This is a genomic window from Rhizobium sp. CC-YZS058, assembly GCF_034720595.1.
Taxonomy (GTDB): Bacteria; Pseudomonadota; Alphaproteobacteria; order Rhizobiales; family Rhizobiaceae; genus Ferranicluibacter.
The window spans coordinates 17,486-43,666 of record NZ_JAYESJ010000003.1; the positions used below are offsets into that span (position 1 = coordinate 17,486).

Genomic DNA, 26,181 nt, shown 5'->3' on the forward strand with positions numbered 1-26,181 from the left:
CCAGATCAAGGGATGGGTAACCGGTACAATAGGTGCTCGACACATGCCGCGGCAGGTTTGCCGGCGATCCATCGGTGCATCGGCGGAAACCACGACCAGCGGCGTGTGTCAGCGCCCTCCGCTCATCGCGGCGCATGGATCATGTCATCAGGATCGCCCTGAAATCGTTCACATTGGTACCAGTCGGGCCTGTTTCGAAGAGGTCGCCGATCGCAGCAAAGGCCGAATAGCTGTCGTTGCGATTGAGGAGGCTGCGCGGATCAAGCCCGCAGGCGCGAAGCCGTCGGGCCGATGTCCCATCGGCGAAAGCGCCAGCATTGGTTTCCGAGCCATCGACGCCATCGGTATCAGCTGCCAGTAGCGCAATATCGAAACCATCGATGGCAAGCGCGCAGGCCAGCGCGAATTCCGCATTGCGCCCGCCCTTGCCGCCCTTCGAGCGCAGCGTCACGGTGGTCTCGCCGCCTGAGAGGAGGACGACCGGCTTTTCGAAGGGGCGGTTCCGGGTGGCGATCTCCCGGGCGAGCGCGGCATGCACGAAACCGACATCACGGGCCTCGCCTTCGATCGTATCGGACAGGATAACGGCCTCGATCCCGGATGCGCGCGCTGCGGCCGCGGCCGCTTCGAGCGACAGGCTGGCGGAGGCGACAATATGACAGCGATGTCCGGCAAGTCGGGCATCCTCCGAAAAGGGCGCGTCGGCGTCCGGCGACGACAGGTGGGCGATGGCGCGTTCGCTAAGCGTCAGGCCATATTGCCGGACGATGTCGAGTGCGTCGTGGCGCGTCGTGTTGTCAGGCACGGTCGGGCCCGAGGCAACGTGGGCGGGGTTGTCGCCGGGGATGTCCGACATGATGAGGCTGACGACACGCGCCTTTGTTGCCGCCGCCAGCCGGCCGCCCTTAATCATCGACAGGTGCTTGCGCACGACATTCATGGCCGAGATCGGCGCGCCGGAGGCGAGCAGCATCTCGTTCAGCGCGATCTCGTCAGCAAGCGTGAAGCCCGATGGCGGCGCGGGAAGCAGCGCCGATCCCCCGCCGGAGATGAGGGCGATCACCAGATCGTCCGCGGTGAGATCCTTCACGGCGTCCAACAGCCGCCTCGAGGCCGTAAGCCCGGCCGCATCCGGCACGGGGTGCGACGCCTCGATCACGTCGATCGACCGCGTGGCGCAGCCATATCCGTAACGCGTCACCACCACCCCGGACAGGGGACCGTCCCATAGAGCTTCGAGGGCGCGGGCCATCTGTGCGGCGCCTTTTCCGGCGCCGACGACGGCCGTGCGGCCTTTGGGCGGTGCAGGCAGATGGCGCCGCATGCCTTCTAGCGGATCGGCAGCGTCGACTGCCGCCCGAAAGAGGGTGGCGAGCAAGCGTCGGGCGTCGCTATCGGGACCATGAGGTCCCCCGATGCGCGGCTGGTTCAAGGGCTCCATCCTCCTTCAAGACTCGAACGACGCGAGCGCCGCGTCACATCCGTCACGGGCCGGTTTGCATCACCCCTGAAAGGGGCCTTCCAGAGCGTTTGCGCGCAGCGAAGCAGCCAGACCGTTGCTCTGCAACAGCACATCGCGCCCCGCCGCCTCTGCACCGTCGCTCACCAATCTGTCGAGCGCTTCGATCAGTCCGCGGGCTACGGCGCGCAGGGCGTCGATCCGCTCCGCATCGCCACGCAGTGCCTCCAGATCATTGGCCGTCACGCTACCGAGACCGGCAGGTGTCCGGGCACCCGCGTCAACATAGCCCTCGGCCAGATCGCCGACGCGATTGCGCACCACGCGGTGCTTGATGGCATCAAGGATCTGGTCTACCGCCTGAATCGCGCCCGACACGCGTGTCGGATGATCGGTGTCCGCGGTGGCATGCGGCAGCAGCGACAGCCGGGCGGCATGCTCCGGCAGAAGCGACAGATATGGCACCATCGGACCTGACAGGGCACCGCTCTCGGCATCACTGAAAAGATCCGCATCGATGGCGGCGTGAGATATCTGGCCCGAGGCAAGGGCGGCGGCTAAGGCAGGAACATCGACCAGCTGGCCGCGATCGTAGTTGATCAAGACCGCGCCTTTCGCCAGCGCGGACAGGGCCTGCGTGCCGATCAGGCCCGTATTGGCATGGCCGTCGGGACCAAGCGGACCGATGCCGAGATGAACGGACAGGACATCCGCGCCGGCGGCGGCATCGCTGACGCTCTCAGCATAGATGAAACCTTCGCTCTGGATCCATTCCTTGTGGCGGGGCCGAGCGAAGATGCGCACGGTCATCCCGAAGGCGCGCGCCAGTTTTGCGACTTCCCGGCCGATGTTGCCGTAGCCGATCACGGCGAAGACCCGTCCCTCCAGCTTGGCGGTCGGGAAACGCACGAGATCGCGGCCGGTGTCGAAACGACCGGCGGCGACCAGCCCATGCATCTTCTCAACCGGCAAATCGGGACAGACGCGCAGCAGCGCTTTCATCACCATCTGCGCAGTGGCGCGCGCATTGATGCCTGGCGTGTTCATCAGCGGCGCTACGCCGCCCCGGCCGTCGCCACCACCCCAGCTGGCGGACCCCATATTGCCGGTCCCGGCGCCGATCCGCACGCCGCCACGATCGAAACGCACGTTCTTCGGAAGGAAGGTGGCCGCTGCGATGACCGCGTCGTAGAGACCGTCACCCGCTTCGGCCAGAAGCTCGGCTTCGGTCGACAGCATCGGCTGGTAATAGAAATGCGGCCTGCCTGACTCCGGGGCCGACAGGGCACGCGCCGAGCCTTCATGGAAGACGCCGCCGCGGGTCTCGATATGCCGCTTGACCGCCGAATGATCGGGGCGGCCATCCGCACCGCGGGCAAGCCCCACGAGATCGACGATGAGGATTTTAGGCGTGGACGTGTCGGTCATCTTTTCTCCTGCGAGAGCTGGCGGATCTGCCGCCGGCCGCACCGCGCTCTTTCAAAACAGTTCGGAAACGAACTTGGTCCTCTGAAACGCCTCCAGCCCCTCGATCCCGCTTTCGGAACCGAAACCAGATTCGTTGACCCCGCCAAACGGTGTCTCGGGCGTCGAGATCATCGTGTGGTTGACGCCGACGAGCCCGGCATCCAGCGCCATCTCCGCGTCACGCGCAGTCGCACCATCCCTGGTGAAGACGAAGGACGCTAGGCCGAAGGGAAGCGCATTGGCCCGCGTAATCACCTCGTCGAAGGTCGAGAACGGCATGATTGCGGCAACCGGGCCGAACGGTTCTTCCGAAAGGATCCGGGCGCTTTCCGGAACGTTGTACAGCACGGTCGGCGCATAAAAATTGCCGGGCTGCTCGACGCGACGTCCGCCGGCCAGAAGCTCGGCTCCCTTGCCGACGGCGTCATCGACCAGCGCCTGGATCGCGTCGCAGCGGCGCGGGGCAATCATCGGGCCCATTCGCGTGTCGGGCTCGAGACCATTACCGAGCTTGAGCGCGGCCGCCTTTGCCGCCATGCCCTCGGCAAAGCGGGCCGCGATGCTCTCATGCACGAAGAAGCGCGTCGGCGAGGTGCAGACCTGACCGGCATTGCGGAACTTGGCCGCTGCCAGTGTCGCGACCGCGTGATCCACGTCGGCATCGGCGAAGACCAGCACGGGCGCATGGCCTCCGAGCTCCATCGTCGTACGCTTCAGCGTATCGGCCGCCCGCTTCTGCAGAAGCTTACCGACGGCTGTCGAGCCGGTCAGGGATACTTTTTTCGGGATCGGCGAGGCGAGAAGGTGGCGCGACACGTCATCCGGCACACCGAAAACGAGGTTCAGGACGCCGTTGGGCAGGCCGGCATCCTGAAAGCAGCGGGCAAACGCCACGGCCGTGCCGGGGGTTTCCTCGGCGGTCTTGAGGATGATCGTGCAACCGGCAGCGATCGCGCCGGAGATCTTGCGGATGACGTTCGAGGCGGGAAAATTCCAAGCGGCGAAGGCGACGACCACGCCCACCGGCTCCTTGTAGACCATCTGGCGCTGGCCCGGCACGCGACCCGGCACGATGCGCCCATAGGCGCGCTTGCCCTCCTCGGCATACCAGCGCGTCGCCTCGGCCGAGAAGGCCACCTCGCCGCGCGACTCGGCGAGCGGTTTGCCGTTTTCCATCGTCAGAACTCGCGCGATCATTTCCAGCCGGGCGTCGATCAGGTCGGCGGCTTTCATCATGATCTTGTAGCGGGCAACAGCGGTCTCAGCCTTCCAGGTGCCGAAGGCGCGCTGCGCCGCCGCAAGCGCCGCGTCAAGATCGGCGGCCGAGGCGTGCGGCACGGTGGCAATCTCGGCGCCGGTGGCGGGATTGACGAGCGGCTGCTCCTTGCCCTCGCTGCCCTTGCGGAACACGCCATCGATCAGCAGGTCGATTGTTTCTTCATACATAGGTGTCTCCTTGTCCGGCGTCTCGGCCGGGTTGCCGTCGCCCGGTCAGAACCGGGACGAGCGGAAATGCGACAGGTCAATCGAAGGGGAGCGTCCGGTAGCGAGTTCTGCGATCAGCCGACCGGTCACGGAACCGCCCATCAGCCCCTGATGACCGTGGCCAAAGGCCAGGATGACATTGTCGTGGCGCGGTGCGGTCTCGATTACGGGGATGCTGTCGGGCATGCCCGGTCGGTTTCCCATCCACCGTTCCATGCCGCCGAGGTCTGCGCCGGGGAACATATGAGCGGCCTGACGCAGCAGGATATCGGCCCGCCGCCAGTTGGGCTTCGCCTTCGGCCGGGCGAACTCCACCGTACCGGAAAGGCGCAGGCCGCCCTCCATCGGCGCGGCGACGAACTTGCGTTCGGCGGCGTTGACGTTGACCTTCAGACCCGTGTCGGCGTTCGGCAGCATGATGTGATAGCCGCGCTCGCTGATCAGCGGCACGCGCACGCCGACCTGCTTTGCGAAGGGGGACGAGAAAGCCCCGGCCGCGATCACGACCTTGTCGGCGTCGACCACGCCGCCTTCCGTCGCGACACCCGTGACTCGGCCCTGTTGCACCACGAGTGAGCGAACAGTGTGACGGGTGAAGACGGCGCCCTTGGCGGCGGCGAGCTTTGCAATGGCGGCGACCAGGCGGCCCGGATTGGGGCACTGTCCCTGCTCGGGCAGGAAGACGCCGGCACGATAGTCGGTTGATATGGCCGGCTCCAGCTCGCGCATCTGGCGGGCATCGAGGATCTCGACCTTGACGCCGCGTTCGCGACGCATGCCGATGGAAAGCGCGCTGCCTGCCGGTCCGTTCGGATTCTCATACGCAAAGAGCTGGCCGCGATGAAGGATCAGGTCCTCGCAGCCGGCCTCCTTCACGAGCGGCTCGTAGCAAGCAAGCGTCAGCCGGTTCAGCGCGATCATGCCATCCGAGATGCGCCTGACACGCGACAGGCGCGAATTGGCGAGGAAGCGCAGCAACCACGGCAAGGCGTGGGGCAGGTCGAAAAGGCGCAGGCCGATCGGTCCATCGGGGTCGAGCAGCATACCCGGCACCTGTCCGGCGATCCCCGGAAGGGAGTTGGGGATGCACGAGCCGGGGGAAAGCCCCCCGGCATTACCAAAGGAGCATTGCCCGGGGCTGCCAGGCTCCAGCGGATCGACCACCTTCACCGAGAAGCCTTCGTCCACGAGGGCATTGGCGGCACAGACACCGATGATGCCAGCGCCGATAACGACCACTTTTCCGCCGCGGTAAGATGGCACCATGGTGCGTGCTCCTGTCCTTCTTCTTCTGTTCTTTGGCGGGCTCAGGGAATGTTGGGCATCGGCGTGCCGGCGCGGAAGGCGGGAAGCGCGCGGCTGAAGGCCATCTGCAGCATGCGGAAGTCCGAGAGGTAGGCGATGAACTTGTAGCCGAGGTCGCGCATCTTCTGCCCGTATTCGATCGAACCGACATGGATGCCCGGTACGACGCCTGCCTTGATGCAGCGATCCGCGATCATGGCGATTGTTTCGTTCACGTCGTCCCATTTGGGATCGAAGCCGGGCGTGTAGCCCATGGAGACGGCAAGATCCGACGGACCGACGAAGATGGAATCGAGGCCGGGGGTCGCGAGGATCTCGTCGAGGTTGGCCACACCATCCTTGTGTTCGATCATCGCCATTGTGATGACTGTCGTGTTGGCATGGGCGAAATAGTCCGAACCGCCATAAAGACCGGCGCGGATCGGGCCGACCGAGCGACCGCCTTCGGGGTAGTAGCGGCACGCCTCGACAAAGGCGCGGCATTCGGCGGCGGTGTTGACCATCGGCACGATAACGCCATAGGCGCCGGCATCCAGCACGCGGCCGATGATAGCCGGGTCATTCCACGGCACCCGTACGAAGGGCGTCTTGTCAGTCGTGGAGATCGCCTGCAGCATCGACAGCATGTCGGAATAGTCGGCGCAGCCATGCTGCATATCGACGGTGACGGCATCGACGTCCTGCTGGGCCATCATCTCGGCCGACAGGCCCGACGGGATCGCCAGCCAGCCGGTGACGGCGCATTCGTCCTTGGACCACAGGGCCTTAACCTTGTTCTCACGCATGGGGAGTTCCTTTTTGTAATGCCATCAGGAGTTGAGGATGAGATCGGCGGCCTTCTCGGCCATGGCGATCGTGGTGATGTTGGTGTTGGCCGCAATGACCGAGGGCATGGCGGACGCGTCGACCACGCGCAGCCCTTCCACGCCGCGCACGCGGCACTGGTTGTCGAGCACGGCCATCGGGTCGTCGTCGCCGCCCATGCGGCAGCTGCAGGAGACGTGCCAGCCGGACCAGACCGCCTTCTTCGCCCAGTCGACAATCAGGTCGCGGTTCTGCATCATCTGGTGCATCCGCTCGGTCGTGCCGAACTTGCGGCGTAGCAGAGTGTCGCGGAAGAAGGGCGCATAGTCGAACAGGAGCGCGGCGGTACCGGTCTTGACATAGTTCGACAGCTTGCGAACGGAGAGCGCTCGCGCCTCCTCCGTATAGCCAGCGAGAAACCAGGTGTTCACATGCGCCCGCACGCGCGGGTCCTCCATGATCCGGTAGATCCGCTCGAAGCCATCGACGAGCCGCATCAGGTCGCGTTCGTCGCCGGCAAGGTTGAGGTTGATTATCGGCTCGTCACGCCAGTCGGACGACTTCAGGCTGACAGTGCCGCGCGAATAGGACTTGTTCACGCAGACATTCAGCGCGCCCATTGCCTTGCCGAGCGGATGCCAGCCCGCCCGGTTGACCGGCATCATCAGCATGTCCGACGGCGAACACCCCTCGTAACCCGAGGAATAGCGCACGCCGAGGAAGATGTGACGGCGCTGCCCGGACTTCAGCCGGGCGGAGCGCTTGAAATGGGCCCCCACGGCAAGATGCGGGTGGTCCATCAGATTGGCGCCGACACCCGGCAGATTGGAGACAACCGGAATGCCAAGGGCGCGCAGGTCGGCCGCCGGGCCGATGCCGGCGCGCAGCAGGATCGGCGGCGTGTGCAGCGCACCGGCGCAGAGAATGACTTCGCCCGCCCGCCACAGTTCCGGCGGACGATCACCGGTATGGGCATGAACGCCGGTGATGCGCCTGCCCTCCACCTCCAGCCCTTCGACCTGGGTATTGGCAAAGATGTGCAGGTTCTTGCGGGCCCGGACCTCGCGGGTGAGATAACCGAGCGCCGTTGACACGCGGTGATCGTTCTCGTTGGCGAGCGGCAGTGGAAAGGAGCCATCGTCGATGGAGGCGTTATAGTCCTCCTGGTAAGGGGCGTCCTTCTTGGTCACCGCCAGCACCGAGCGCGTGAAGCCCGCCCAGTCCTTGGGGAAGACGCGCCGGATCGGCATCGGTCCGCTCTTTCCGTGCAGCGGGCCGTCGAAATCGAGATCGCGCTCCAGCTTGCGGAAATAGGGAAGCATATCCTCCCAGCTCCAGCCTGAAACGCCCATCGCTTGCCACTCGTCATAGTCGGCCGGCAGACCGCGAACGGCGAACTGGCCGTTGATCGAGGAGCCGCCGCCCATGACACGGGCCTGCTCGAGACGGGTCGGCGGAACGATCTCCGAGTTGGAGCGCGGATTGCGCGCGTAGACGCGCAGTTTGGACCAATGGAACCGCGGATCGAAATAGGAAAGGCCGGGATAGCTGTCGGCAATCACATCCGGGACGTTGTCCGGCGGCGTATCAGGTCCCGCTTCCAGCAGCGCAACCTGTTTGGAGGGGTTTTCGGACAGGCGGCCCGCAAGCGCAGCGCCAGCCGACCCACCTCCCACAATGACGTAATCGTAGATCATTCGGGATGCTCTCAGAGATAGTTGATCCACACGGCCTTCTGCCGCGTGAATTCCTCGATGCCGGCGCGGCCCATGTCTTTGCCGAAGCCCGACCCCTTCCAGCCGCCGGCCGCATAGGTAAATTCAGGATCGCGTCCATGCTGATTGACCCAGACCATGCCGGCCTCCACGGCATCCGCGACTTTCATCGCGAGCTTCAGGTCCTGCGTGTGGACGGAGGCCGAAAGGCCGTAGGTGGGGTGCTGCGCCTCGGCGATGGCCTGCTCGATGTCGTCATAGGTCGTGACCGACATGACCGGACCGAAATACTCCTCACTAAAACCGACATTGTCGCGCGAGACTTTGGCGAGCACCGTTGGCGCGTAGAAGTTGCCTTCATTCGGGCCTTCCAGCCGTGTCGCGCCGGTCAGCACCTCCGCACCCTGCTTCACCGTCTCCTGCACCAGCGCGTCGATCCGATCGAACTGCCTTGCCGAGATGACGGGGGCAAAGGTGGTGGTCTCGTCCCAGGTGGGGCCGGCCTTGACCGCTTTCGTCTTGGCGATCACGCGGTCTATCAGTTCGTCGGAGATTGCGCTGTCGACGATGAGCCGCGAGGCGAGCGTACAGACCTGTCCGGCATTGACCATGAAGCCATTGGCAACGCGTGTCGCCACGGCATCCATGTCGCCTGGATTGCGAGTGACGATCTGCGGGCTCTTGCCACCGAGCTCCAGCACGACCGGCTTGATGCCCGACTGCGCGGCAAGTGACATGACCGCGGCCCCGGTGGCCGTGGAGCCGGTGAAGGAGACGATGCCGATGGCGGGATGAGCGACGATCGCGGCACCCGTGGTGTGGCCCCAGCCGTTGACCACATTGAGGAGGCCGCCCGGGAGCTCGGCCTCGGCTGCGCATTCGGCAAGCGCCAGAAGGCTGTGCGGCGTCAGCTCCGAGGTTTTCATTACGACGGCATTGCCGGCTGCCAGCGCAGGGGCGAACTTCCACGCCGCCGTGATCATCGGAAAATTCCAAGGCACGATCGCGCCCGCGATGCCATAGGGTTCGCGCCGCGTGTAGCTCAGCGTAGCGGCCTTGGTGGTCGTGACGATGCCTTCCAGCTTGTCGCAATATTCGGCGAAGTATCGCACCACGCCGGCGGTGCGCACCGCATCCCCCGTGATCGTGCCCGCCACCAGACGGCTGGAGCCCGCAGCCTCGAGACGGCCAAGATACTCGGCTTTCTCCTCGATCTTTTCGGCAAAGCGGAAGAGCGCCCTGGCGCGGTCGCGCGGGTTCATCCGCGCCCAGCCGGAGGAGGCGAGGGCGGTTTTGGCAGCCGTGACCGCCAGATCGACGGCGGCCTGTCCACCATCCCTGATCACGCCCATCGGCTGCGCATCCGAGGGGCGCAGCACCGCGATCTCTTCGCCCGGCAGGTCGACAAAACTGCCGCCAATATGATGTCCCGAGGGGATGGTGAGGGTGTCGGGATTGAAGCTGAGCGACATGAGCTTTCCTTCGTATGTGGCCTGCGCCTGGACGCAACGTGCCGCTCGGCCCCGCGACAGGGCCGACGCACGGATGAGAGGAGGGACGGACGGCTGCCCGTGGAAGCGTTCGGGATCAACCGCCTTCCAGGAAGGGCCGCAGCAAATCCGCGGTTTCGTGGAAGCGGCCGACGAAGCTTTTTAGGCGTGGATGGGTCGGACGCAGCAACACGTCCTTCGGCGGACCGTCCTCGGCGATCGTGCCGTGGTCGAGAAAGATTACGCGGTCGGCAATCTCGAAGGCAAAGCCGAGTTCGTGGGTAACAATGACCATGGTCATGCCGCTGCGGGCAAGATCGACCATCGCCTTCATCACCTCGCCCACCAGTTCGGGATCGAGCGCCGATGTCGGCTCGTCGAAGAGCATGACTTGGGGATGCATGGCGCAGGCCCGCGCAATGGCGACGCGCTGCTGCTGGCCACCGGACAGCTGGCGCGGATACTTGCCGACGTGATCCTGCAATCCCATCTGGGCCAAAAGGTCCAGCGCCTCCCTGCGGGTCGTTTCCACATTCGCCTTCTTGACCGTCACCGGCCCTTCCATGACGTTTTCCAGCGCGGTCATGTGCGGAAACAGGTTGAACTGCTGGAACACCATGCCGGTCTGCGAACGGATGCGGTTCACCGTCCCTGCCGGCACGGCGTTGCCATCGCGCGCCGCCGGACTGGCATCATAGATCGCCGCGCCGCCGATGGTGATGCGGCCCGCAGTGGGCATGTTGAGGAGGTTGATGCAGCGCAGCAACGAGGTTTTGCCGGAGCCGGACGCCCCGATCAGCACGACCACTTCGCCGGCTTCCACGCAGAGATCGACACCCTGTAACACTTCGCGCTGGCCGAATTTTAGCCGCACGCCTTCGAGCTTCAAGAGAGGATCGGACTTGCTCATTTGACGCGCTCCGAGATGGTTTCCAGCTTGCGCGACAGGAAGGTCAGCGGAACAAGCAGAGCGAGGAACATGACGCCGACCATGGTGTAGACTTCCATCGGCCGGTAGGTGAAGGAGCTGACGTAACTCGCTTGATACAGAAGGTCGGGCACGGTGATCATCGACATCAGCGTGGTGTTCTTGATCTGGATGATGGACTGGCCCGCAAGCGGCGGGATCATGCGGCGGAAGGCCTGCGGCAGGATCACGCGGCGCATGCGCTGGCCGTAGGTCATGCCGAGCGCGGTGGAGGCATCGGTCTGCCCCTTGTCGATCGACTGAACGCCGGCGCGCAGAATTTCCGCATAGAATGCGCCTGCATAGAGACTGAGGCCCGCAAAGCCGGCCCAGAACTTGGTGACCGCGAGACCCGCGAAAATGGGAAAGGCGTAATAGATCCACAGCAGGATCACCAGCAGCGGGATATTGCGGAAAATTTCGACATAGACCCGTCCGACGAGGGACAAAGCACGGGACCCGGTGAGCTGTATCAAGCCGATGAACAATCCGATCACCAGACCTGCGGCGATGGAAATCGCCGAGTAGAACAGCGTGACCAGGAGCCCGTTCCAGAACAATGGCCAGTTCTGCTGAATGACGGAAATATCGAACAAAAGCGTGACTCCAGGGCTGGTTCGACTGGCCGGGCTTTGTGCCCGGTACGAGGACCTGCCGAGCCTGAGCCCGGCAGGTCTTTCGGCAGATCAGAAGCTGAAGTTGCTGGGCAGGATCGACAGGTCGATACCGCGATCTTCCCAGGACTTGGCCAGGCGCCCCTGGGCCAGGCCCAGCGATCGCTGTTGCTGGATCCAGTTGATCAGGAAGTTGATGAAGCCCTCATTTCCCGGTTTGCGCGCGACGGCGAGCGTGGCCGGATTGCGCAGCATCGGCTCGGGAACCGAAACCTCGCCATTGACCTGCTTGGCGATCTGCAAAGCGTCGAAGATGGACTGGATCATGGCGTCGGCGCGACCGGCCTGCAGCTCCATGATTGCCAGATTGCGGTCCTCGACCACCGTGATCTTCGCCTTTGGCAGCAGCGACTCGGCAACGACCTGCATGGTCGAGCCCTTCTGGACGACAACGGTCTTGTCCGGCGAGTTCAGTTCGGCCCAGGTGGCGACCGGCTTGCCCTTCGGCGAGAAAACGCCCCAGGCATCCGTGAAGAGCGGCTCCCAGAGATAGTCGACTACCAGGCCGCGCTTCGGGTTCGGGTTCACGCCGATGGCGATATCGATCTTGTTGGACTGGAAATCGGCGGCGAGGTTGCCCCAGGTCGTCTCGACCGGAACGATCTTCACGCCGAGCGTCGTCGCCACGTCGGTCAGGAAATCGATGTAGAACCCGCTCCAGTTGCCGGTGGCCGGATCCTTGATGTAGCCGGGCTCCTCGCCGATCATGACGGGAACCTTGAGTTCGCCGCTGGCGCGGATCTGGTCGATTACCGCCGAAGGGCCTTCCTGAGCGGCTGCAGGGTTCCATGCGGCAATAGCTACCGCCGCCCCCAGGGCGCATGCCCGGAGGATTTTTCCGAAAAATGACATTTCAATTCTCCCTGTTTTGCGAAAGATTGAGGCCGGTTTTCCTCACCGGCTCAAGAACCCCTTGGAAAGTGGATCACCCTTTTCGAGGTAGAGTGTGCCCTGGGAGATAAGGTGAGCCTCTCCCCGGACGATGACGGAATAGCCCGTCGTACCAGCAACCTCGCTCTTTTCGGCGAGTTCGGCGGTAAATGGCACGCCGAAAATGTTCTCGGCGCGATAGGTATCGGTGTCGGAAAGCTCGCCACGCAGGAGCAGCTGCGCCAGTCGCGCGCAGGTGCCGGTGCCGCAGGGCGAACGATCGTATTTATTGGGCGCCAGCACCAGGAACTGGCGCGAATGGCCTTGGCCAAGATTGCTGTAGAACAGGACCGACGGGGCAGGCAGGCCGAGCATCTCTGGCAGGCCGTCCGTGACGTCAGCAATCGCCTGCTTGATCTTCCAGCCGAGCGCAAGGTTTGCCGACGCCGTGTCGGGGGTCAGCGCCACACCCAGCTGATCGGCATCCACCATCGCATACCACATGCCGGAATAGAGGATGTCCGTGCGGACCGCGCCGACCCCCTCGACATCGACCTCCAGCCCTTCGAAGCGCCTGTAGGCCGGGACATTCTTCAACGACACAGCGCCGAGACGCCCGTCTTCATGCCATTCCACCCGTACGTCGACGACGCCGGCCGGTGTCTCCAGAGTGAAGCGATCGCCGCTCTCCTGAGAGATCGCGCCCGTGAAGGCGAGTGTCTTTGCAAGGCCGATCGTGCCATGACCGCACATGCCGAGGTAGACATAGGACGAGATGAAGATGGCCCCGAAATCCGCCACCTCCGAGGGGACGGGGATCAGCCCGACCATGGCCGCATGGCCACGCGGCTCGTGCAGCAAGGCGGACCTCAGGTGGTCGAAGCGACGCTCGAAGTCTTCACGCTTTTCGCGCACGCTGCGGCCATGAAGAGGCGGAATCCCGCCCAGCACGGCGCGCGTCGGATGCCCGGCCGTATGGGTGTCGATATAGGGGAAAGCCGCCTCGAGGCCGATCATCTTACCGCCCCTCTCCGAATTCGGCGCGGATCGCATCGCGGGTCTCGTGCCAGATTTTCTCGATGAGATCGTGCTCCAGCCTATAAGCCTGCTCCGGCTGGCCATCGACAATCGCCCGGAAGACTCGCGCCGTGTCGTCGAGGGACAGATCAACGACAGAGCTGTCGTTGCGATAGAGATGGTAACGATAGCGCAGCGCCTGCTTCTCCAGCCCCTTCAGCAGGCGGCGAAGTGTCGCGTTATCGGCGATCTCGTAGATCAGCTGTGAGCCGCGCACATCATGCTGGAAGAACAGCCGGGCATTTTCCGCTTCCCGCGCCTGCTTCATATGGTCGAGGACATGCCAAAGCTGCTCCTTGAGCGCCCCGTTGGTCGAGCGGGCTGCCTGTTCCGCCGCAATGGCTTCGAGCGCGATGCGGCATCGATAGATGTCATCGAAATCCCGGAGCGACATGGGCGTGACCCAGATGCCCTTGCGCGCCTCGCGCAGCACAAGACCGTCATTCTCCAGGGAGCGCAGCGCCTCGCGGGCCGGAGAACGACTGACACCGTATCGTTCGGCAACGTCTTCTTCGGTCAGGCGCTCGCTGGGCGCGAGCTCGAGAAAGACAATTGCCTCTTCCAGAACCGCCACGAGGTTGCCAGCGATCCCCGCTGAAAGCTTGTGAGAAAACGTCATATCCATGAACCCACCATACTGCATCCTGTATACAATGCAAGCTCCTTTTGTGCTCGGCCCCCGCGAAGCCATGCTGCGCTTGACCATGTTGAATAGCAGTGAAAATCGCGACTGTGCACGCGCGCCGTGAGACGAATTGTGTAGCGGATTGTTCGGCGAAACCGGGGGCTGTGTTGAAACGGCGACTTGCATGCGGTCGAGGGAGTCACATTTTCGGCGGCCACGGGCGCTGCCCGCTTCCCTTTTGCGCCGCCCCCACCTTGTTCGCCTGCCTGCCACGCAACTCGGCGCAAACCGAACGGGACATCATGATGGAGCGGTCCGCGTCGGCAACCTGATCTTCAGGAAAAGCAGGACGGTCTAACTGTAAGTTAAGAAAAAAGTTATCGTTTACATTCTAATACGACGTAACAGAGCTGGCAGGCTGGCCAGCCGGTTTAGTCACTCATCTGCTTCGAATTGATCAACTCTTGCAGCCCGCTATGCTCCCCATTACGGCCTCGAACTTCGAAATATCATTGCTGACATGCGTTCGTAGTCGCGAGTGAGTTTTTCAAGCATCTTCGGGGTCGGAAGGAGCCGGTAGATGTCCGGGATGACGCGATCGTGGAGATGGTCCGGCGCGCGGAACATCAAATGTTTGTGGCTCTGCAGGCCTCGGCCGGTTCCCGCATTGAAGCCGTCGCTTTGCCGGACGCTTTGTTTGGCCAGATCTGATGGATATCGAAATAATGCCGTGAGTATAGATTGGGACCAGGAACTGGCCCTTCCGGCCGTTCCTCAAACCGCTCCCGGTCATTTCGGTCAACGGGAAGGATGAGCACCTTTTGCAGAAGGTTCTTTCCGGCTTCACCGTTGTCACGCCCTTAATCGTCAGGTGGTTGGCTGCGATCAGTTCTGAAGCGGTGTAGGAGGTGATCGTGCGTGCTTATACGTGCAACGGATCCGGCCGGGCTCCGCCCTTTATCCTGACCGCCGGCTGGACGTAATCAAGATCGCTTCCGAACACGCTCTTGTAGGTAACGATGAGAGTATCCAGTGCGTCCCGGAACGCAGGTTCATTTCCCCTCAGGAGCGCAATGCTGCAGCGCGAATCTTATGGGCCACTTGCGGCCCGCATGAAATGATCGCTTTGCGCTTTCATTTCGGACCAAGAGCTCAGCGTTAAAGGTAACCGAAAGCAGACATCGCTCCATGACGGTTTGATGTCGCCTGTGCCCCGATTGCAGTCACTCGTGAAATAGATAGTTTTATTTCGCCACCGCACTGATGGCTTACGGGACCAGGGTCGATGCATCTTGCCGCTATGAAAATTGTCGGCACCGTGTTGCGAGTTGATGGTACCCCTTGCGATTACCACAACAACTTGCAGCCTTCAGCCTTAGGGATTGGAGGGTTCGCGACCTGTGAAGTCGTGTTGACCGATCCAAATGGCTTCATCACGACGATACCACAGCCAGCCGAACTACATTTTTTTCGAGTCGTTCAGCTGCAGGACGGGGTCGCAGAGATTGATCTCTATGACGGCCCCAAGCTTATCATGAAATTCAGACCGGTGACCCTCGCGGAACTTCAGGCCGCTGGTGCCGCCGTATGATTGTCGGGAGGTCTGCTTTGGGACTCTTTGCGGAAATAATTTCCATTTAAAGCTTCCAAGGTTTAGCCCAGTCGCTCGCCTGTCTCCCCATCGAAGAGATGAACGGCTCCCCGGGAAAGCGAAAGGCTTTGTCGGCTTCCGACATCGAAGGTCGGGCGGTCGCGAAGCACAACAGAAATCAGGTTCTCGTCCATACGCGTTTCGACAAAAGTCTCCGATCCCGTCGGTTCGATATTGGTCACGACGGCCTCGATCCCCGTTCCAACGCTAATGGCGATTTCCTCCGGCCGTTTGCCGATGAGGACCTTCTGCCCCGGCTGCGCTGCGCCCGGCGCTCTTAAACCGGTTGGGCGGCTACCGTTTACGACCAACTCATCGTTGATGACTTCGGCTGAGAGGAGGTTCATCGCAGGCGATCCGATGAACTGTGCGACGAAGGCATTGGCAGGCCGATCATAGAGCTCCAGCGGCGTGCCGATCTGCTCGATCCGGCCGCCCTGCATCACCACGATCCGGTCGGCCATCGTCATGGCCTCGATCTGGTCATGGGTGACATAGACCATGGTCGTGCGCAAACGCCGGTGCAGGGCCTTGATCTCGCCCCGCATCTGCACCCGAAGCTTGGCATCGAGATTCGAGAGCGGCTCGTCGAACAGGAAAACCTGCGGATTGCGCACAATCGAGCGTCCCATGGCAACGCGCTGGCGTTGACCGCCCGAAAGAGCTTTCGGCTTGCGCTGAAGCAGCGGGACGAGACCGAGAATTTCGGCGGCCTCGCGCACCTTGCGCGCCTTCTCCTCCTTGGACGCGCCCGCCAGCGTCATCGAGAAGGCCATGTTCTCCTCCACCGTCATGTGCGGATAGAGCGCGTAGTTCTGGAACACCATCGAGATATCGCGGCTCTTCGGCGGGAGGTCGTTGACGACCCGGCCGCCGATCGCAATCGTGCCGCCGGAGATATCCTCCAACCCGGCGATCATTCTGAGCAATGTGGATTTGCCGCAGCCGGATGGCCCGACAAGGACGACGAATTCGCCATCGGCGATCTCGGCATCGATCCCGTGAACCACCTCCACGCTGCCATAGTTCTTGACGACCTTGCTGATCGTGACATTCGCCATGACGGATCCTCCTAGACTGCGCGGATGCGGATGCGGGTGGAGGAGAGGGCACCTTCGAAGATCTCCATCCCCGCTGCACCCCCGGCAAAGGTGTCGTCATGCGCCTCTAGGCGTGCATCGCCGACTGCAACCGACAGCCGTTTGCCCTTAGCCGAAGCGACCATGGTGAACGCGGTCTCGAACGGTGTTTCAAGCGGCATGGAGGCGAGAACCGTCTCCTCTGCATCGCGCCGCCTGACGATCTGCAGCGCGCCTGCACGCGTGACCCGCGCCGCATAATAGCGCCGCTGGCCCTCCGCCCGCAGCACAAGGCCGCCATACTCGCCGAGATGCAGCATCAGATCCGCCTCGACGGCATAATCGGTCCAGTCGCGCGTGCCCTGCAGAATGATGCCGGCGCCGCGGTTCTGGCTGATGCGGATATCCTGCGGAAAGTGCTTGGAGAAGAAGTGCACATTCGAGACCCAGGCGCGCCGCCAGAAATCGCCTGTTCCCTGTGGTCGGCGGAAGGTGACGTCGGGGCAGCCATCCCAGGTAAGCGAGGAAAGAAGAACCCGACCCTCGGCCCGTCCTGTCGGCGCTGTCAGCACAAGGCCCACCTCCGCGATTGGCTGATAGCCAGTCTGCGGAACCACCCAGTCAAGCATGGCCGTCTCTCCGGCCGAAAGAAGCGTACCGTTCGGCATGTCGAGGTCGACGAGCGTGTCCTCGCCCGAATAGTGGCGGATACGAAGCCTGGCTTCAACTGTACCCTTCAGTGCGACATCCGCTCGCACCGACGCGCGCAGCGTCTGGCCGGCGTGGAGGCGCGGGCTCGCCATCAGGTCATATGTGCGCATCTTCAGCACATCCTGGGGAATGAAAACCGGCGTCATCGCCGCAGCCTCGCGGCCCGGCGCCAGTGCACGGACGTCGATCGCCAGAGCGTGATCCTCGCCGCTGACTCGCAGATCTTCAAGCGCGATCTGGCTTTCCTGCGGGCGGAACCCCTGGACCGAGCCGGGGAGAGAGAAGTGGAACTTGGCACCGTCCTTCGGCGCCGGCTCGGCCGGCAGCCCGGCCAATGTGCGGCCGAGATTGGCAAGCCACAGCGAGACCTCGACCGCATCGGTGACCGACCGGCCGCCATCGGCCGAGGAGATGTAGAGCCGGTCGGCGACGGGACCACGCCAGTCCGGCCCGGCATCGAGCCCCTCGAGACCCAGCATGATGCCGTGCAGGCAGCCGAGATTGCCTGCATTGCAGTCGGTGTCCCAGCCGGAGGTGTTGACGATCATCTGCCCGCGCTGAAAGTCGTGCGGAGCATGCAGCAGCGCCATGATCATCAGCGCATGGTTCGGCACCACATGGCAATTGCCCGGATATCTGTCATAGCCATAATTGTCCTCGATCTTCTGGCGCGTCGCTTCCCAATCCTCGTTCCCCGAGGTCCAGGCACGGATATCGGCAACGAGCTTGGCGATCAGGCTGTCCTTCGGAATGAAGGACAGGCCGGTCTCCAGCAGATGATCGACATCCCTGCTGACGAAGGCCTCCGCTTCCATCGCGGCCCAGAGCACCGCTGCGTTGACCGCCTCACCGTCATGACTGACGGAACCGGCCGCCCGCGCCAGCTTTGCAGCCTGGGCCGGATTGCCCGGCGAAACCAGGGCCCAGCCATCGATGAAAATCTGCGCGCCGATCTGTTCGGCCACCGTCGCGCCGTTCGTTTCAATCGAACCGGAAGCCGGCGCCGGGATGCCGCGCGCGAGATTGAGCCAGGCGGTGTGCTCGGTGGAGTTGCCGGCGCCACCCCACCAGAGGATCGAGCGCTCCTCGATGATGTAGTTCAACCACGCCTTGCCGATATCTTCCGCCGACAGATCCGGGGAGATGCCGTAATCATCGAGCGCGCGCGGGAAGGTGAAGGTCCCCGCCACATCGTCATCGGTCACGACCAGCGGATCGCCCAGCCGATCGTGAACGTAATAGGTGATCGGCCCGAGCTTCTGCAGGATATCCTTGTAGCGCCAGTTCTCGAAGGGGCGTCCAAGATAGACGCCGATCAGCTTGCCGAGGACACCGGCATAGACGCGGTTTGTGTAGTCTGAGGGGAGGGACATGCTCTGCTCCTGTTAGCCCTTCACCGAGCCGCCAGCCATGCCGTCGATGAAGCGACGCTGCAGCAGGATAAAGAGAACGACGATGGGAAGGACGATGATGAGGGCGGCGGCCATGATGACGCCCCAGTCGGACGAGTACTGGCCGGAGAGAAGGAAGAAGGAGACGACCGCGGTCAGTTGATCCTGCCCCTGCAGGAAGGTTGTCGCGATCAGGAACTCGTTCCACGAATAAAGACCGATGATGAGCGCGACGGTGAGAATGCCCGGCGAGACGATCGGCAGGAAGACCTTCGTGAAGACCTGCCAGTGGCTGGCACCGTCAATCTGTGCGGCTTCCTCCAGCTCTTTGGGAACGGCGAGAAAATAGGTTCGCAGCAGCATGATCGCGAAGGGCGAATAGACGGCCGTGTAGATGAAGGCCACCGCGATCGGGTTGTTGATCAGGCCGAAGCGGGCGAAGCCGAAATAGAGCGGGAAGAGAAAGAGCTGGATCGGCGCTGTCGTGCTGGCAAGCAGATAGAAGGTGAGGATCTTCCAGCGCTTGATCTTGCGCCGGGCCAGGACATAAGCCGTAAGCGAACCCGTCGTGCAGACGAGAACGATGGTCATCGCTGTCAGTACGACGGAATTGAGGAGCGTTCGACCGAAATTGGCGTCGGCCCAGGCCCGGGTAAAGTTGTCCCAGCGCAGCTCGCTCGGCCAGGCGAGCGGGTTCTGTACGATCTCGGCGGATGGCTTGATGGCGTTGAGGACCATCAGCGCGATCGGGAAGAGCGTGATGATGAGGAGAAGGGCCAGCGTGATGTGCACGATCGCGCGCGTAAGACGGCTTTCGGTCATTGTCATTGGTCGAACTCCCTGGCCTGGATCCGGATATAGAGAAACGTTGCAGCGAGACCGAACAGGCTGATGACCACCGAGATCGCCGCAGCCTTGCCAACGGCGAGATCATAAAAGGCCGAGCGGTAGGCGAAGGTGGACAACACCTCGGAGGAATAGGCGGGGCCGCCCTGGGTCAGGATGTAGACGAAGTCGAAGACCAGGAAGGACCAGATCACCGTCATGATCATCATCAGCGTGATCGTCGGCATGATGCCGGGAAGCAGCACATAGCGGATCGTCTGGAAGAAGGTGGCGCCTTCGACACGCGCCGCTTCGATCTGTTCGGACGGGACCTGGCGCAGGGCTGCGAAGAAGATGACGCAGAGGAAGCCCCACCAGTGCCAGAGATCGACGACCGCGATGCCGTAGAGCGCGCTCGAGGTCTCGGTCAGTGGGTTCGCAATGTCGATGCCGAAACGCTGGAGAAGACCGGTCACGCCGGTGACCGGGGAATAGATCATGCCCTGCCAGACGCGGCCAGTGATGGCGGTCGCGATGATGACCGGCAGGAAGTAGATGACCTGGTAAAAATTGGCGCTGCGGCGGGCGACCAGCATCATCGTTGCTGCCAGCAGCCCCATGGCGATAGGCACGATCAGAAAGATGATCGTCCAGATGACATTGTTGGTCAGCGCCGTCCAGAAGACGCTGTCCTGGGAAAGCGCTCGGAAATTGTCGAGGCCGACGAAGATCGGATCGCTGATGCCGTCCCACTCGAAAAAGGCGAGCATGACCGTCAGCAGCGCAGGAATGGCGATCATGACGACATTGATAATTAATGTCGGCAGGACGTAGAGGCGGTGCATGGGTGGGATCCCTTCTGGAAACCAGCGCCGGCCCCCGACGGATCGGGGACCGGACGGCGCGCGCCAAGGCGATGTCGCGCGGTCTGGGAAAATGACAATCAGCGCGCCGGAACGGCAGGCACCTTTCCGGCCTTCTGTTCCTTCTGGAACGAGGCATCCAGTTTCGTCAGGAAGTCCGCGGTCGAGATCTTGTTCAACCAGACCTCCTCGATGCCGTTGATCAAGTAGCTGTCCGTCGCGGGTGGAAGAAAGGTCCAGGTCGTGTACCCATAGTCGCCGTCATTGACGGCAGCAGACAGCGTCTTCATCGTCTCGGTGAAGAGCGGCGTGACCTCGTTCGCCATCTTGACGGTGGAGATATCCTTCAGCGGAATGTTCCACTCACCCTGCCACGCCGAGTTCATCGTGCCGTAGACCTCCGGCGAGAAGACGTAGTTGATCACGGACGCAGCGCCGTCCGGGTTCTTCGCACGCGTCGCGATCGAGAAGGTTGAGCCGATGCCGAGCGGGAAGACCGGATCGCCGCTCGCGCTTGGGAACCCGACGAAACCAGCTTCCGATCCGGCCTTCTTGCCGTAGGCGGCAACGTTCTGGAACTGCCAGGTTCCCGTCGGCATCATGCCGGCTCGGCCGGAGGCCATCATGTCAGCCGCCTGTTCGCTGCTGGTCAGCGAGAAATAGTTCTTCCCGAAATAACCCTTCTGCCACCAGCCGTTCAGCCGGTCGACCGCCTTGGCGAAGGGCTCGGAGGTCCAAGGCGTTTCACCGCGCAGGGCCTTGTTAATTGCTTCCGGCCCGGCCACCGCATTCAGCGCCAGCGTGACGAACCATTCGTTCGCGCCGCGCCAGTCGGCATTGCCGGCCGCAAAGGGCGTTATGCCTTCCTTCAGCATGGCATCGGCGAGCGTCTCGAGCTCGTCGAGCGTCTTCGGCGCCGTCCATCCATGCTTCTCGAACAGCGTCTTGTTGTAGAAGAGGCCGACGGTTTCGTAGGTCTTCGGCAGGGCGTAAAGCCTGCCGTTATACTCCCCCATCTTGAGGAAGACGGGAAGGATGCGATCCTGCCACTGATACTTGGCGGCATAGTCATCGAGCGGAAGCAGTTGCCCCGACTGCGCCATCGGCGCGACATAGCTTGGGCCCGCCGTATAGACGACATCCGGCCCGTTTCCAGAGAGCATGGCGACCCGCAGCTGCTTGTCGAGCTCGCTTCCGCGATAATCGACGGCGAGCGCAACGCCCGGGTTCGCGGTATTGAACGGGGCGATGATGTATTCCTGAATCAGCTTCTGCTGGTCCGGCGTCGCCTGCTCATACCACCAGGAGACACGCTCCTGGCTTAAAGCCGCCGGCGCAGTTCCCAGCAGCAGCAGGGTCGCGATGGCAAGTGAACGTTTCCTCATGATCATTCCTCCCTTTATGACTTGGTTGGGCTTGCAGGCGAACGGGGTGGCGCAACAGATGCGCGGACGATCAGCTCGAAGGGCATCTCCTCCGCGCGGCCGGGATCGGTGTCGCCACTGGCAAGGCGGGCGAGCATGCAATCGGCTGCACGCGCCCCCATCCGGTCCTGAAACTGTGCGACTGTCGTAAGGGCGGGCGTGACGAGCGCGGAGGCGAGAATGTCGTCGAAGCCGGCAACCGAAACGTCGCCTGGAATGGAAAGGCCGTGCGCGATCAGGCTCTGCATGACGCCAATTGCCATCAGGTCATTGGCTGCAATGATGGCCGTAACCACCGGCCCCTTTTCCAGCAAACTGTCGGCCGCACGCCGGCCGCCTTCAACTGTGAAATGCGGCGCCTCGAGCGCAATCGGATCCGCTCCGATCGTCTGCATCGCACTCAAGTAACCTTTCATGCGGACCTGCTGCGGGCCACCCGGAGCGGCAATCATTGCAATAGCGCGGTGACCCATGTCGCCAAGATGGAGCGTCAGCGCCCGTGCGGCGGCCTCATTGTCGATGAACAGGTCATCGATCGGCAAGGCGCCGCCGGATTTCCGGCTCGCCTCGATTCGGACGACCGGCACGCCTGCTTTTTCCAAGGGCGCCAGATCCTTTGCACCGAGCCGGAAGAAGACGCCGACGATCCCATCAAAGCGGCCCTGCTGAGCAGCGGCGACCACCTGTCGCTCATTCGCGCGTTCACCCTCGGTATCGATGGTGATCACCTCGTAGCCGGCGGCTCGCACGACTCGCTGCACCGCGACCACGAGAGACGGATAAAACGGGTTCGCAAGGTCCGGCACGACGCAGGCAATCACGTAACTTCTCTGGGTGCGCAGCGCCTGGGCAAACCGGTTCGGCTGATAGCCGAGCTCTTCGATCGCCATCTCGATGCGCGCCGCCGTCTCGGCCGTTACCTTGTCGCGCCCGCCGTTCAGAACAAGCGACACAGTAGCCTGAGCCACGCCCGCCCGCTCCGCCACCTGGCGCTGAGTGACCCTCTGATCGCGCATCAAGTCCCCTATTGATACGTAACACTGATAATTGCTACGTATTAATAAGTCAATCGCCGAGTCGCACGATAGATGCTCTCCTCGACGGTGACGCGTGCGCTGAATTGTCACGAGGACGGTGGGAATGGGACGGAGCAGCACAGTTCATCGTGCTGCTACCATTCCGTTTCAGCATTGGCAGAGAGCCGGGCCACTATGCAGTCAGGCATAGTATGTGGTTCCATAAGATAGATTACGTGATCCAAACGCTTCCAGTCGATCTATCGCTTGCCCGCCTTCGCCGCCTCGATTAGGTTTGGCTGTTCTACTGTCGCGAGCGAGGAAGCGTTCATGCAGGGTTTGCCCTTCGTTTGGCCTCTTTCAGGTGGCCTGCTGATCGGTCTGTCTGCCGCGCTCTATCTGCTGCTCAACGGGCGTATCGCCGGGATCTCCGGGTTGGCGGCGGCGGCGTTCGTCGTTTCCAGAGCTGGTTCACGCGCTGGCGCGGTCGTCTTTCTCATCGGGCTCCTCGCCGGCGCGGCCGTCTCCTTGAAATTTATTCGTCAGGCTGAGCTGACTTTCACCGGGTCAACAGGGCTTCTCGTCGTCGGTGGTCTGCTGGTGGGCTTCGGCACGCGTCTCGGCTCCGGCTGCACGAGCGGACATGGCGTCTGCGGGCTGGCTCGGCTCTCGCCGCGCTCCATGGTCGCCACCGCGCTGTTCATGGCGGCGGCCGCGGCAACTGTCTTTCTCATGCGCCATGTCCTGGGGATGTCGTGATGAGCCGGCAAATCTTCGCCGCTCTGGTGTGCGGGGTGCTGTTCGGCGCCGGTCTCGTCGTCTCCGACATGATCAACCCGGCTCGTGTGCTTGCTTTTCTCGACGTTGCCGGGAATTGGGATCCCTCGCTCGCCTTGGTGATGGGCGGCGCGCTGGTGCCCTCGGCTCTTGGCTATGCGATCAGGCGGCGTCTGCGCCGGCCGGTGTTGGAGACGGCATTTCATGTACCCGAGCGGCGCGACATTGATGGCGCACTGGTCGGCGGTGCGCTTCTGTTCGGTCTCGGTTGGGGGCTGGTGGGTCTTTGCCCCGGCCCTGCTCTCGCCGCGCTGGTGACCGGCCGTATCGAGCCGCTGCTGTTCGTCGTCGCGATGCTGATCGGCATGATCGGCCACGCCCGTCTCGGTCCCACCCTCCGCCGACGGTTTTTCGCCAGGCGGGCTTAAGCCGCGCGCGTTGGAGACGATCGGTCGCAAGGGCCACCCGATCGGGGAGCGCTGGCGCAGTCCGGTGTCAGAAGCCGCTCGAAAGCTTCCATCGCGGATTGTCGTTCCGGGCGATGCTGGGGAGCATGATCGCATCGGTGCGCAGCTCTGCGGCCGGCATTGGCCGAGCGATGTGGTAGCCCTGTAGAAGGCCGATCCCGTATTGCTGCATCAGCCGCTGATGCTCGACGGTCTCGACCCCTTCGACGAGAATGCCGACCTGGCGGTTTCGCAAGAGGCTGATGATGTCGAGCATCATCCGCTTGCCTTTCTCGGTCGTGCAATCATGAAGGAAGGAGCGGTCGATCTTGACGGTGTCGAACTCGATCAGGCGCAACCAGGAGAGGCCGGCAAAGCCCGTGCCGAAGTCGTCCAGCCACATCTGCACGCCGAGCTTCTTCAGGTCGCTGATGCAGCGGACGACATCCTGGTTGATCTCCAGTTCCACGCCCTCCGTGACCTCGAAGGCAAGGCGCGAGCCCTGGAGATGGAATTCGGCCAGCGTGGCGGCGACATAGCTCGCGAAGCCGGGCATCTTCAGCTCGTTCGGAGAAACATTGATGCTGGCGACCTCGACACGGTTCGTGGCGAGCAGGTCCCGGCAGACGGTTCGGATGACCCATCGGCCGAGCGTGATGATCAGCCCCGTGCGTTCGGCGACGGGAATGAACTTGCCGGGCGAGACCGGCGTTCCGTCCAGCATCTTCAGCCGCATCAGCGCCTCGACCGCATCGGCCCGCCCGGTCTGCAGATTGTAGATCGGTTGGTAGACGAGCGAGACGAGATCGTGCTGGAAGGCGATCTTCAGCGTCGTCGCAATGTCCTCGCTCTCGTCGATATCCTGCGGGTCGTCGGGATCGAAGGCGACGAAGGTGTTTCGGCCGTTCGCCTTGGCGGAATAGAGCGCGCGATCGGCTTCCTGGACGATCCGGTCGACCTGCGTGGTCTGCGAGCGGGTGGAGGACATGCCGATGCTGACTGTGATGATGGAAAGTCCATCGCGCCGGTGCTCATGGGGCCAGGCAAGATTGCGGACCGCCGCGCTGACAGCGGCCGCCAAGGCCTCCGCCGCACCAGGACGGTCGATGGGCGTGATGAGGATGAATTCCTCCCCGCCATAGCGCCCGATCACCGCGCCGAATGAGGTCGCCACGGTCTTCAGGAGGCGGGATACCTCGATCAGACACCGGTCGCCCTGCTGGTGGCCATAACTGTCGTTGTAATGTTTGAAGTGATCGATATCGATCAGCAGGATAGCAAAGGGCGTCGCGTTGTCCTGCCACTTCTGCCAACACGCGCCCAGACGCTGGTCGATCGCGCGGCGGTTCTCGAGATTTGTCAGAGGGTCGGTGTTCGACAGCACCAACAGGGCCTCTCCCCTCTCCTCAGCCGCAGCTTGCTGCCAGCTTGCCTCGAGCGCGTTGAGGAAAACCTTGAAGCGCTCGCGGTTCAGTTGAAGGTTCACATAGGTGGTGAAGATGAAGCAGGAGATGCAGAACGCCGACAGGATCAGCTTGTGCATCGGCAACATGGGCGAGAAGGCGTAGAGGGCGCCCAGGAAAATGGCCATGTTGGTCGCCGACGCGATGAGGGCAAGCCTGAAACGGAACCGGAAAAACAGGTTGACGCTCATCATGAAGATTGCGCCGAACACCATGTAATAGGAGAAGTTGATCGCGTAGCTCGTCATCTGGCCGGTCAGCAGCCAGACGACATAGGCAAGCGAGACGGCGGTCGCGGCGACTACGTCGATCACATAAGCCTGCGCCCTGCGATAAAGAAGCAATTCCAGCACGAGAAGCGCCACGATGCCGACCGCGGAGCGGCCTGCCACCGCGAACGGCGCGACGTCGCCGATGAAAATGTAGTCCGTCATCGAATAGGCGAGATTGGCGGCGACCGCGATCCACAACCCGTTGCGCGTGGCTTGGCGGCGGCTGTCCTCATGGCTTTGGTCATAGAGGCGACGGAGTTCGGCCTGCGACATTTGCGGTCGCCCGGTTGCATCCGCCGTTCCAGCTGCTTCGTCCATCACTCAC

The 26,181-nt window shown here is 62.8% G+C and carries 21 protein-coding genes and 1 pseudogene; 3 read left to right on the plus strand and 19 right to left on the minus strand.

Annotation, left to right across the window (positions count from 1 at the left end; translation table 11 throughout):
* Positions 1 to 139: 139 nt before the first annotated feature.
* The 12 genes and pseudogenes from U8330_RS20820 to U8330_RS20875 form a co-directional block, all read right to left on the minus strand.
* Positions 140 to 1,432: a glycerate kinase type-2 family protein gene (locus U8330_RS20820; RefSeq protein ID WP_416236949.1), complete on the minus strand. Its 1,293-nt coding sequence runs from the start codon at positions 1,430 to 1,432 to the stop codon at positions 140 to 142.
* 69 nt (positions 1,433 to 1,501) lie between these two features.
* Positions 1,502 to 2,863 (minus strand): annotated as a pseudogene (locus U8330_RS20825) (NAD(P)-dependent oxidoreductase); the annotation flags it as partial.
* Positions 2,864 to 2,938: 75 nt separating this feature from the next.
* Positions 2,939 to 4,372, minus strand: coding sequence for an NAD-dependent succinate-semialdehyde dehydrogenase (locus U8330_RS20830; RefSeq protein ID WP_323107496.1), 1,434 nt, complete (start codon positions 4,370 to 4,372; stop codon positions 2,939 to 2,941).
* A 45-nt stretch (positions 4,373 to 4,417) separates the two neighbouring features.
* A complete protein-coding gene (locus U8330_RS20835) occupies positions 4,418 to 5,677 on the minus strand; it encodes an NAD(P)/FAD-dependent oxidoreductase (RefSeq protein ID WP_323107497.1) in 1,260 nt (419 codons plus the stop codon).
* Between the two features lie 41 nt (positions 5,678 to 5,718).
* The gene (locus U8330_RS20840; protein WP_323107498.1) at positions 5,719 to 6,501 is read right to left on the minus strand and encodes an HpcH/HpaI aldolase family protein; all 783 of its coding nucleotides are present in this window, start codon (positions 6,499 to 6,501) and stop codon (positions 5,719 to 5,721) included.
* A 24-nt stretch (positions 6,502 to 6,525) separates the two neighbouring features.
* Positions 6,526 to 8,217, minus strand: coding sequence for a GMC family oxidoreductase (locus U8330_RS20845; protein WP_323107499.1), 1,692 nt, complete (start codon positions 8,215 to 8,217; stop codon positions 6,526 to 6,528).
* Between the two features lie 11 nt (positions 8,218 to 8,228).
* Complete coding sequence (locus U8330_RS20850) at positions 8,229 to 9,707, minus strand: aldehyde dehydrogenase family protein (RefSeq protein ID WP_323107500.1); 1,479 nt, start codon at positions 9,705 to 9,707, stop codon at positions 8,229 to 8,231.
* A 115-nt stretch (positions 9,708 to 9,822) separates the two neighbouring features.
* The gene (locus U8330_RS20855; RefSeq protein ID WP_323107501.1) at positions 9,823 to 10,635 is read right to left on the minus strand and encodes an amino acid ABC transporter ATP-binding protein; all 813 of its coding nucleotides are present in this window, start codon (positions 10,633 to 10,635) and stop codon (positions 9,823 to 9,825) included.
* Entirely contained in the window at positions 10,632 to 11,288 is a 657-nt protein-coding gene (locus U8330_RS20860) for an amino acid ABC transporter permease (protein WP_323107502.1), read from the minus strand. The genes U8330_RS20855 and U8330_RS20860 overlap by 4 nt, the downstream gene beginning before the upstream one ends.
* Before the next feature lie 90 nt (positions 11,289 to 11,378).
* Positions 11,379 to 12,218 (minus strand): transporter substrate-binding domain-containing protein, encoded by an 840-nt coding sequence (locus tag U8330_RS20865; protein WP_323107503.1) that lies wholly within the window; start codon positions 12,216 to 12,218, stop codon positions 11,379 to 11,381.
* A 42-nt stretch (positions 12,219 to 12,260) separates the two neighbouring features.
* Positions 12,261 to 13,253, minus strand: a complete 993-nt coding sequence (locus U8330_RS20870; RefSeq protein ID WP_323107504.1) for a proline racemase family protein — start codon at positions 13,251 to 13,253, stop codon at positions 12,261 to 12,263.
* A 1-nt stretch (position 13,254) separates the two neighbouring features.
* Positions 13,255 to 13,938: a GntR family transcriptional regulator gene (locus U8330_RS20875; RefSeq protein WP_323107505.1), complete on the minus strand. Its 684-nt coding sequence runs from the start codon at positions 13,936 to 13,938 to the stop codon at positions 13,255 to 13,257.
* A gap of 1,285 nt (positions 13,939 to 15,223) precedes the next feature.
* On the opposite strand from U8330_RS20875, the gene U8330_RS20880 reads away from it, so the two are divergent.
* Positions 15,224 to 15,529: a hypothetical protein gene (locus U8330_RS20880; RefSeq protein ID WP_323107506.1), complete on the plus strand. Its 306-nt coding sequence runs from the start codon at positions 15,224 to 15,226 to the stop codon at positions 15,527 to 15,529.
* A gap of 62 nt (positions 15,530 to 15,591) precedes the next feature.
* On the opposite strand, the gene U8330_RS20885 is transcribed toward U8330_RS20880, so the two are convergent.
* The 6 genes from U8330_RS20885 to U8330_RS20910 all read right to left on the minus strand — a co-directional run bounded on the left by U8330_RS20885 (position 15,592) and on the right by U8330_RS20910 (position 22,898).
* Positions 15,592 to 16,650 (minus strand): sn-glycerol-3-phosphate ABC transporter ATP-binding protein UgpC, encoded by a 1,059-nt coding sequence (locus U8330_RS20885; RefSeq protein ID WP_323107507.1) that lies wholly within the window; start codon positions 16,648 to 16,650, stop codon positions 15,592 to 15,594.
* A gap of 11 nt (positions 16,651 to 16,661) precedes the next feature.
* Positions 16,662 to 18,752: an ADP-ribosylglycohydrolase family protein gene (locus tag U8330_RS20890; RefSeq protein WP_323107508.1), complete on the minus strand. Its 2,091-nt coding sequence runs from the start codon at positions 18,750 to 18,752 to the stop codon at positions 16,662 to 16,664.
* Between the two features lie 12 nt (positions 18,753 to 18,764).
* Complete coding sequence (locus tag U8330_RS20895; RefSeq protein WP_323107509.1) at positions 18,765 to 19,598, minus strand: carbohydrate ABC transporter permease; 834 nt, start codon at positions 19,596 to 19,598, stop codon at positions 18,765 to 18,767.
* On the minus strand, positions 19,595 to 20,440 hold the full coding sequence (locus tag U8330_RS20900) for a sugar ABC transporter permease (protein WP_323107510.1): 846 nt from the start codon (positions 20,438 to 20,440) through the stop codon (positions 19,595 to 19,597). The genes U8330_RS20895 and U8330_RS20900 overlap by 4 nt, the downstream gene beginning before the upstream one ends.
* Positions 20,441 to 20,538: 98 nt before the next feature.
* Complete coding sequence (locus U8330_RS20905) at positions 20,539 to 21,843, minus strand: ABC transporter substrate-binding protein (protein ID WP_323107511.1); 1,305 nt, start codon at positions 21,841 to 21,843, stop codon at positions 20,539 to 20,541.
* Positions 21,844 to 21,857: 14 nt separating this feature from the next.
* Entirely contained in the window at positions 21,858 to 22,898 is a 1,041-nt protein-coding gene (locus U8330_RS20910) for a LacI family DNA-binding transcriptional regulator (protein ID WP_323107785.1), read from the minus strand.
* A 330-nt stretch (positions 22,899 to 23,228) separates the two neighbouring features.
* On the opposite strand from U8330_RS20910, the gene U8330_RS20915 reads away from it, so the two are divergent.
* The gene (locus tag U8330_RS20915; protein WP_323107512.1) at positions 23,229 to 23,657 is read left to right on the plus strand and encodes a YeeE/YedE family protein; all 429 of its coding nucleotides are present in this window, start codon (positions 23,229 to 23,231) and stop codon (positions 23,655 to 23,657) included.
* Positions 23,657 to 24,103 carry a DUF6691 family protein gene (locus tag U8330_RS20920; protein WP_323107513.1) on the plus strand — a complete coding sequence of 149 codons (447 nt, stop codon included), beginning with the start codon at positions 23,657 to 23,659 and terminating at the stop codon, positions 24,101 to 24,103. The genes U8330_RS20915 and U8330_RS20920 overlap by 1 nt, the downstream gene beginning before the upstream one ends.
* Positions 24,104 to 24,170: 67 nt before the next feature.
* On the opposite strand, the gene U8330_RS20925 is transcribed toward U8330_RS20920, so the two are convergent.
* Entirely contained in the window at positions 24,171 to 26,129 is a 1,959-nt protein-coding gene (locus tag U8330_RS20925; protein WP_323107514.1) for a putative bifunctional diguanylate cyclase/phosphodiesterase, read from the minus strand.
* Between the last annotated feature and the right edge of the window lie 52 nt (positions 26,130 to 26,181).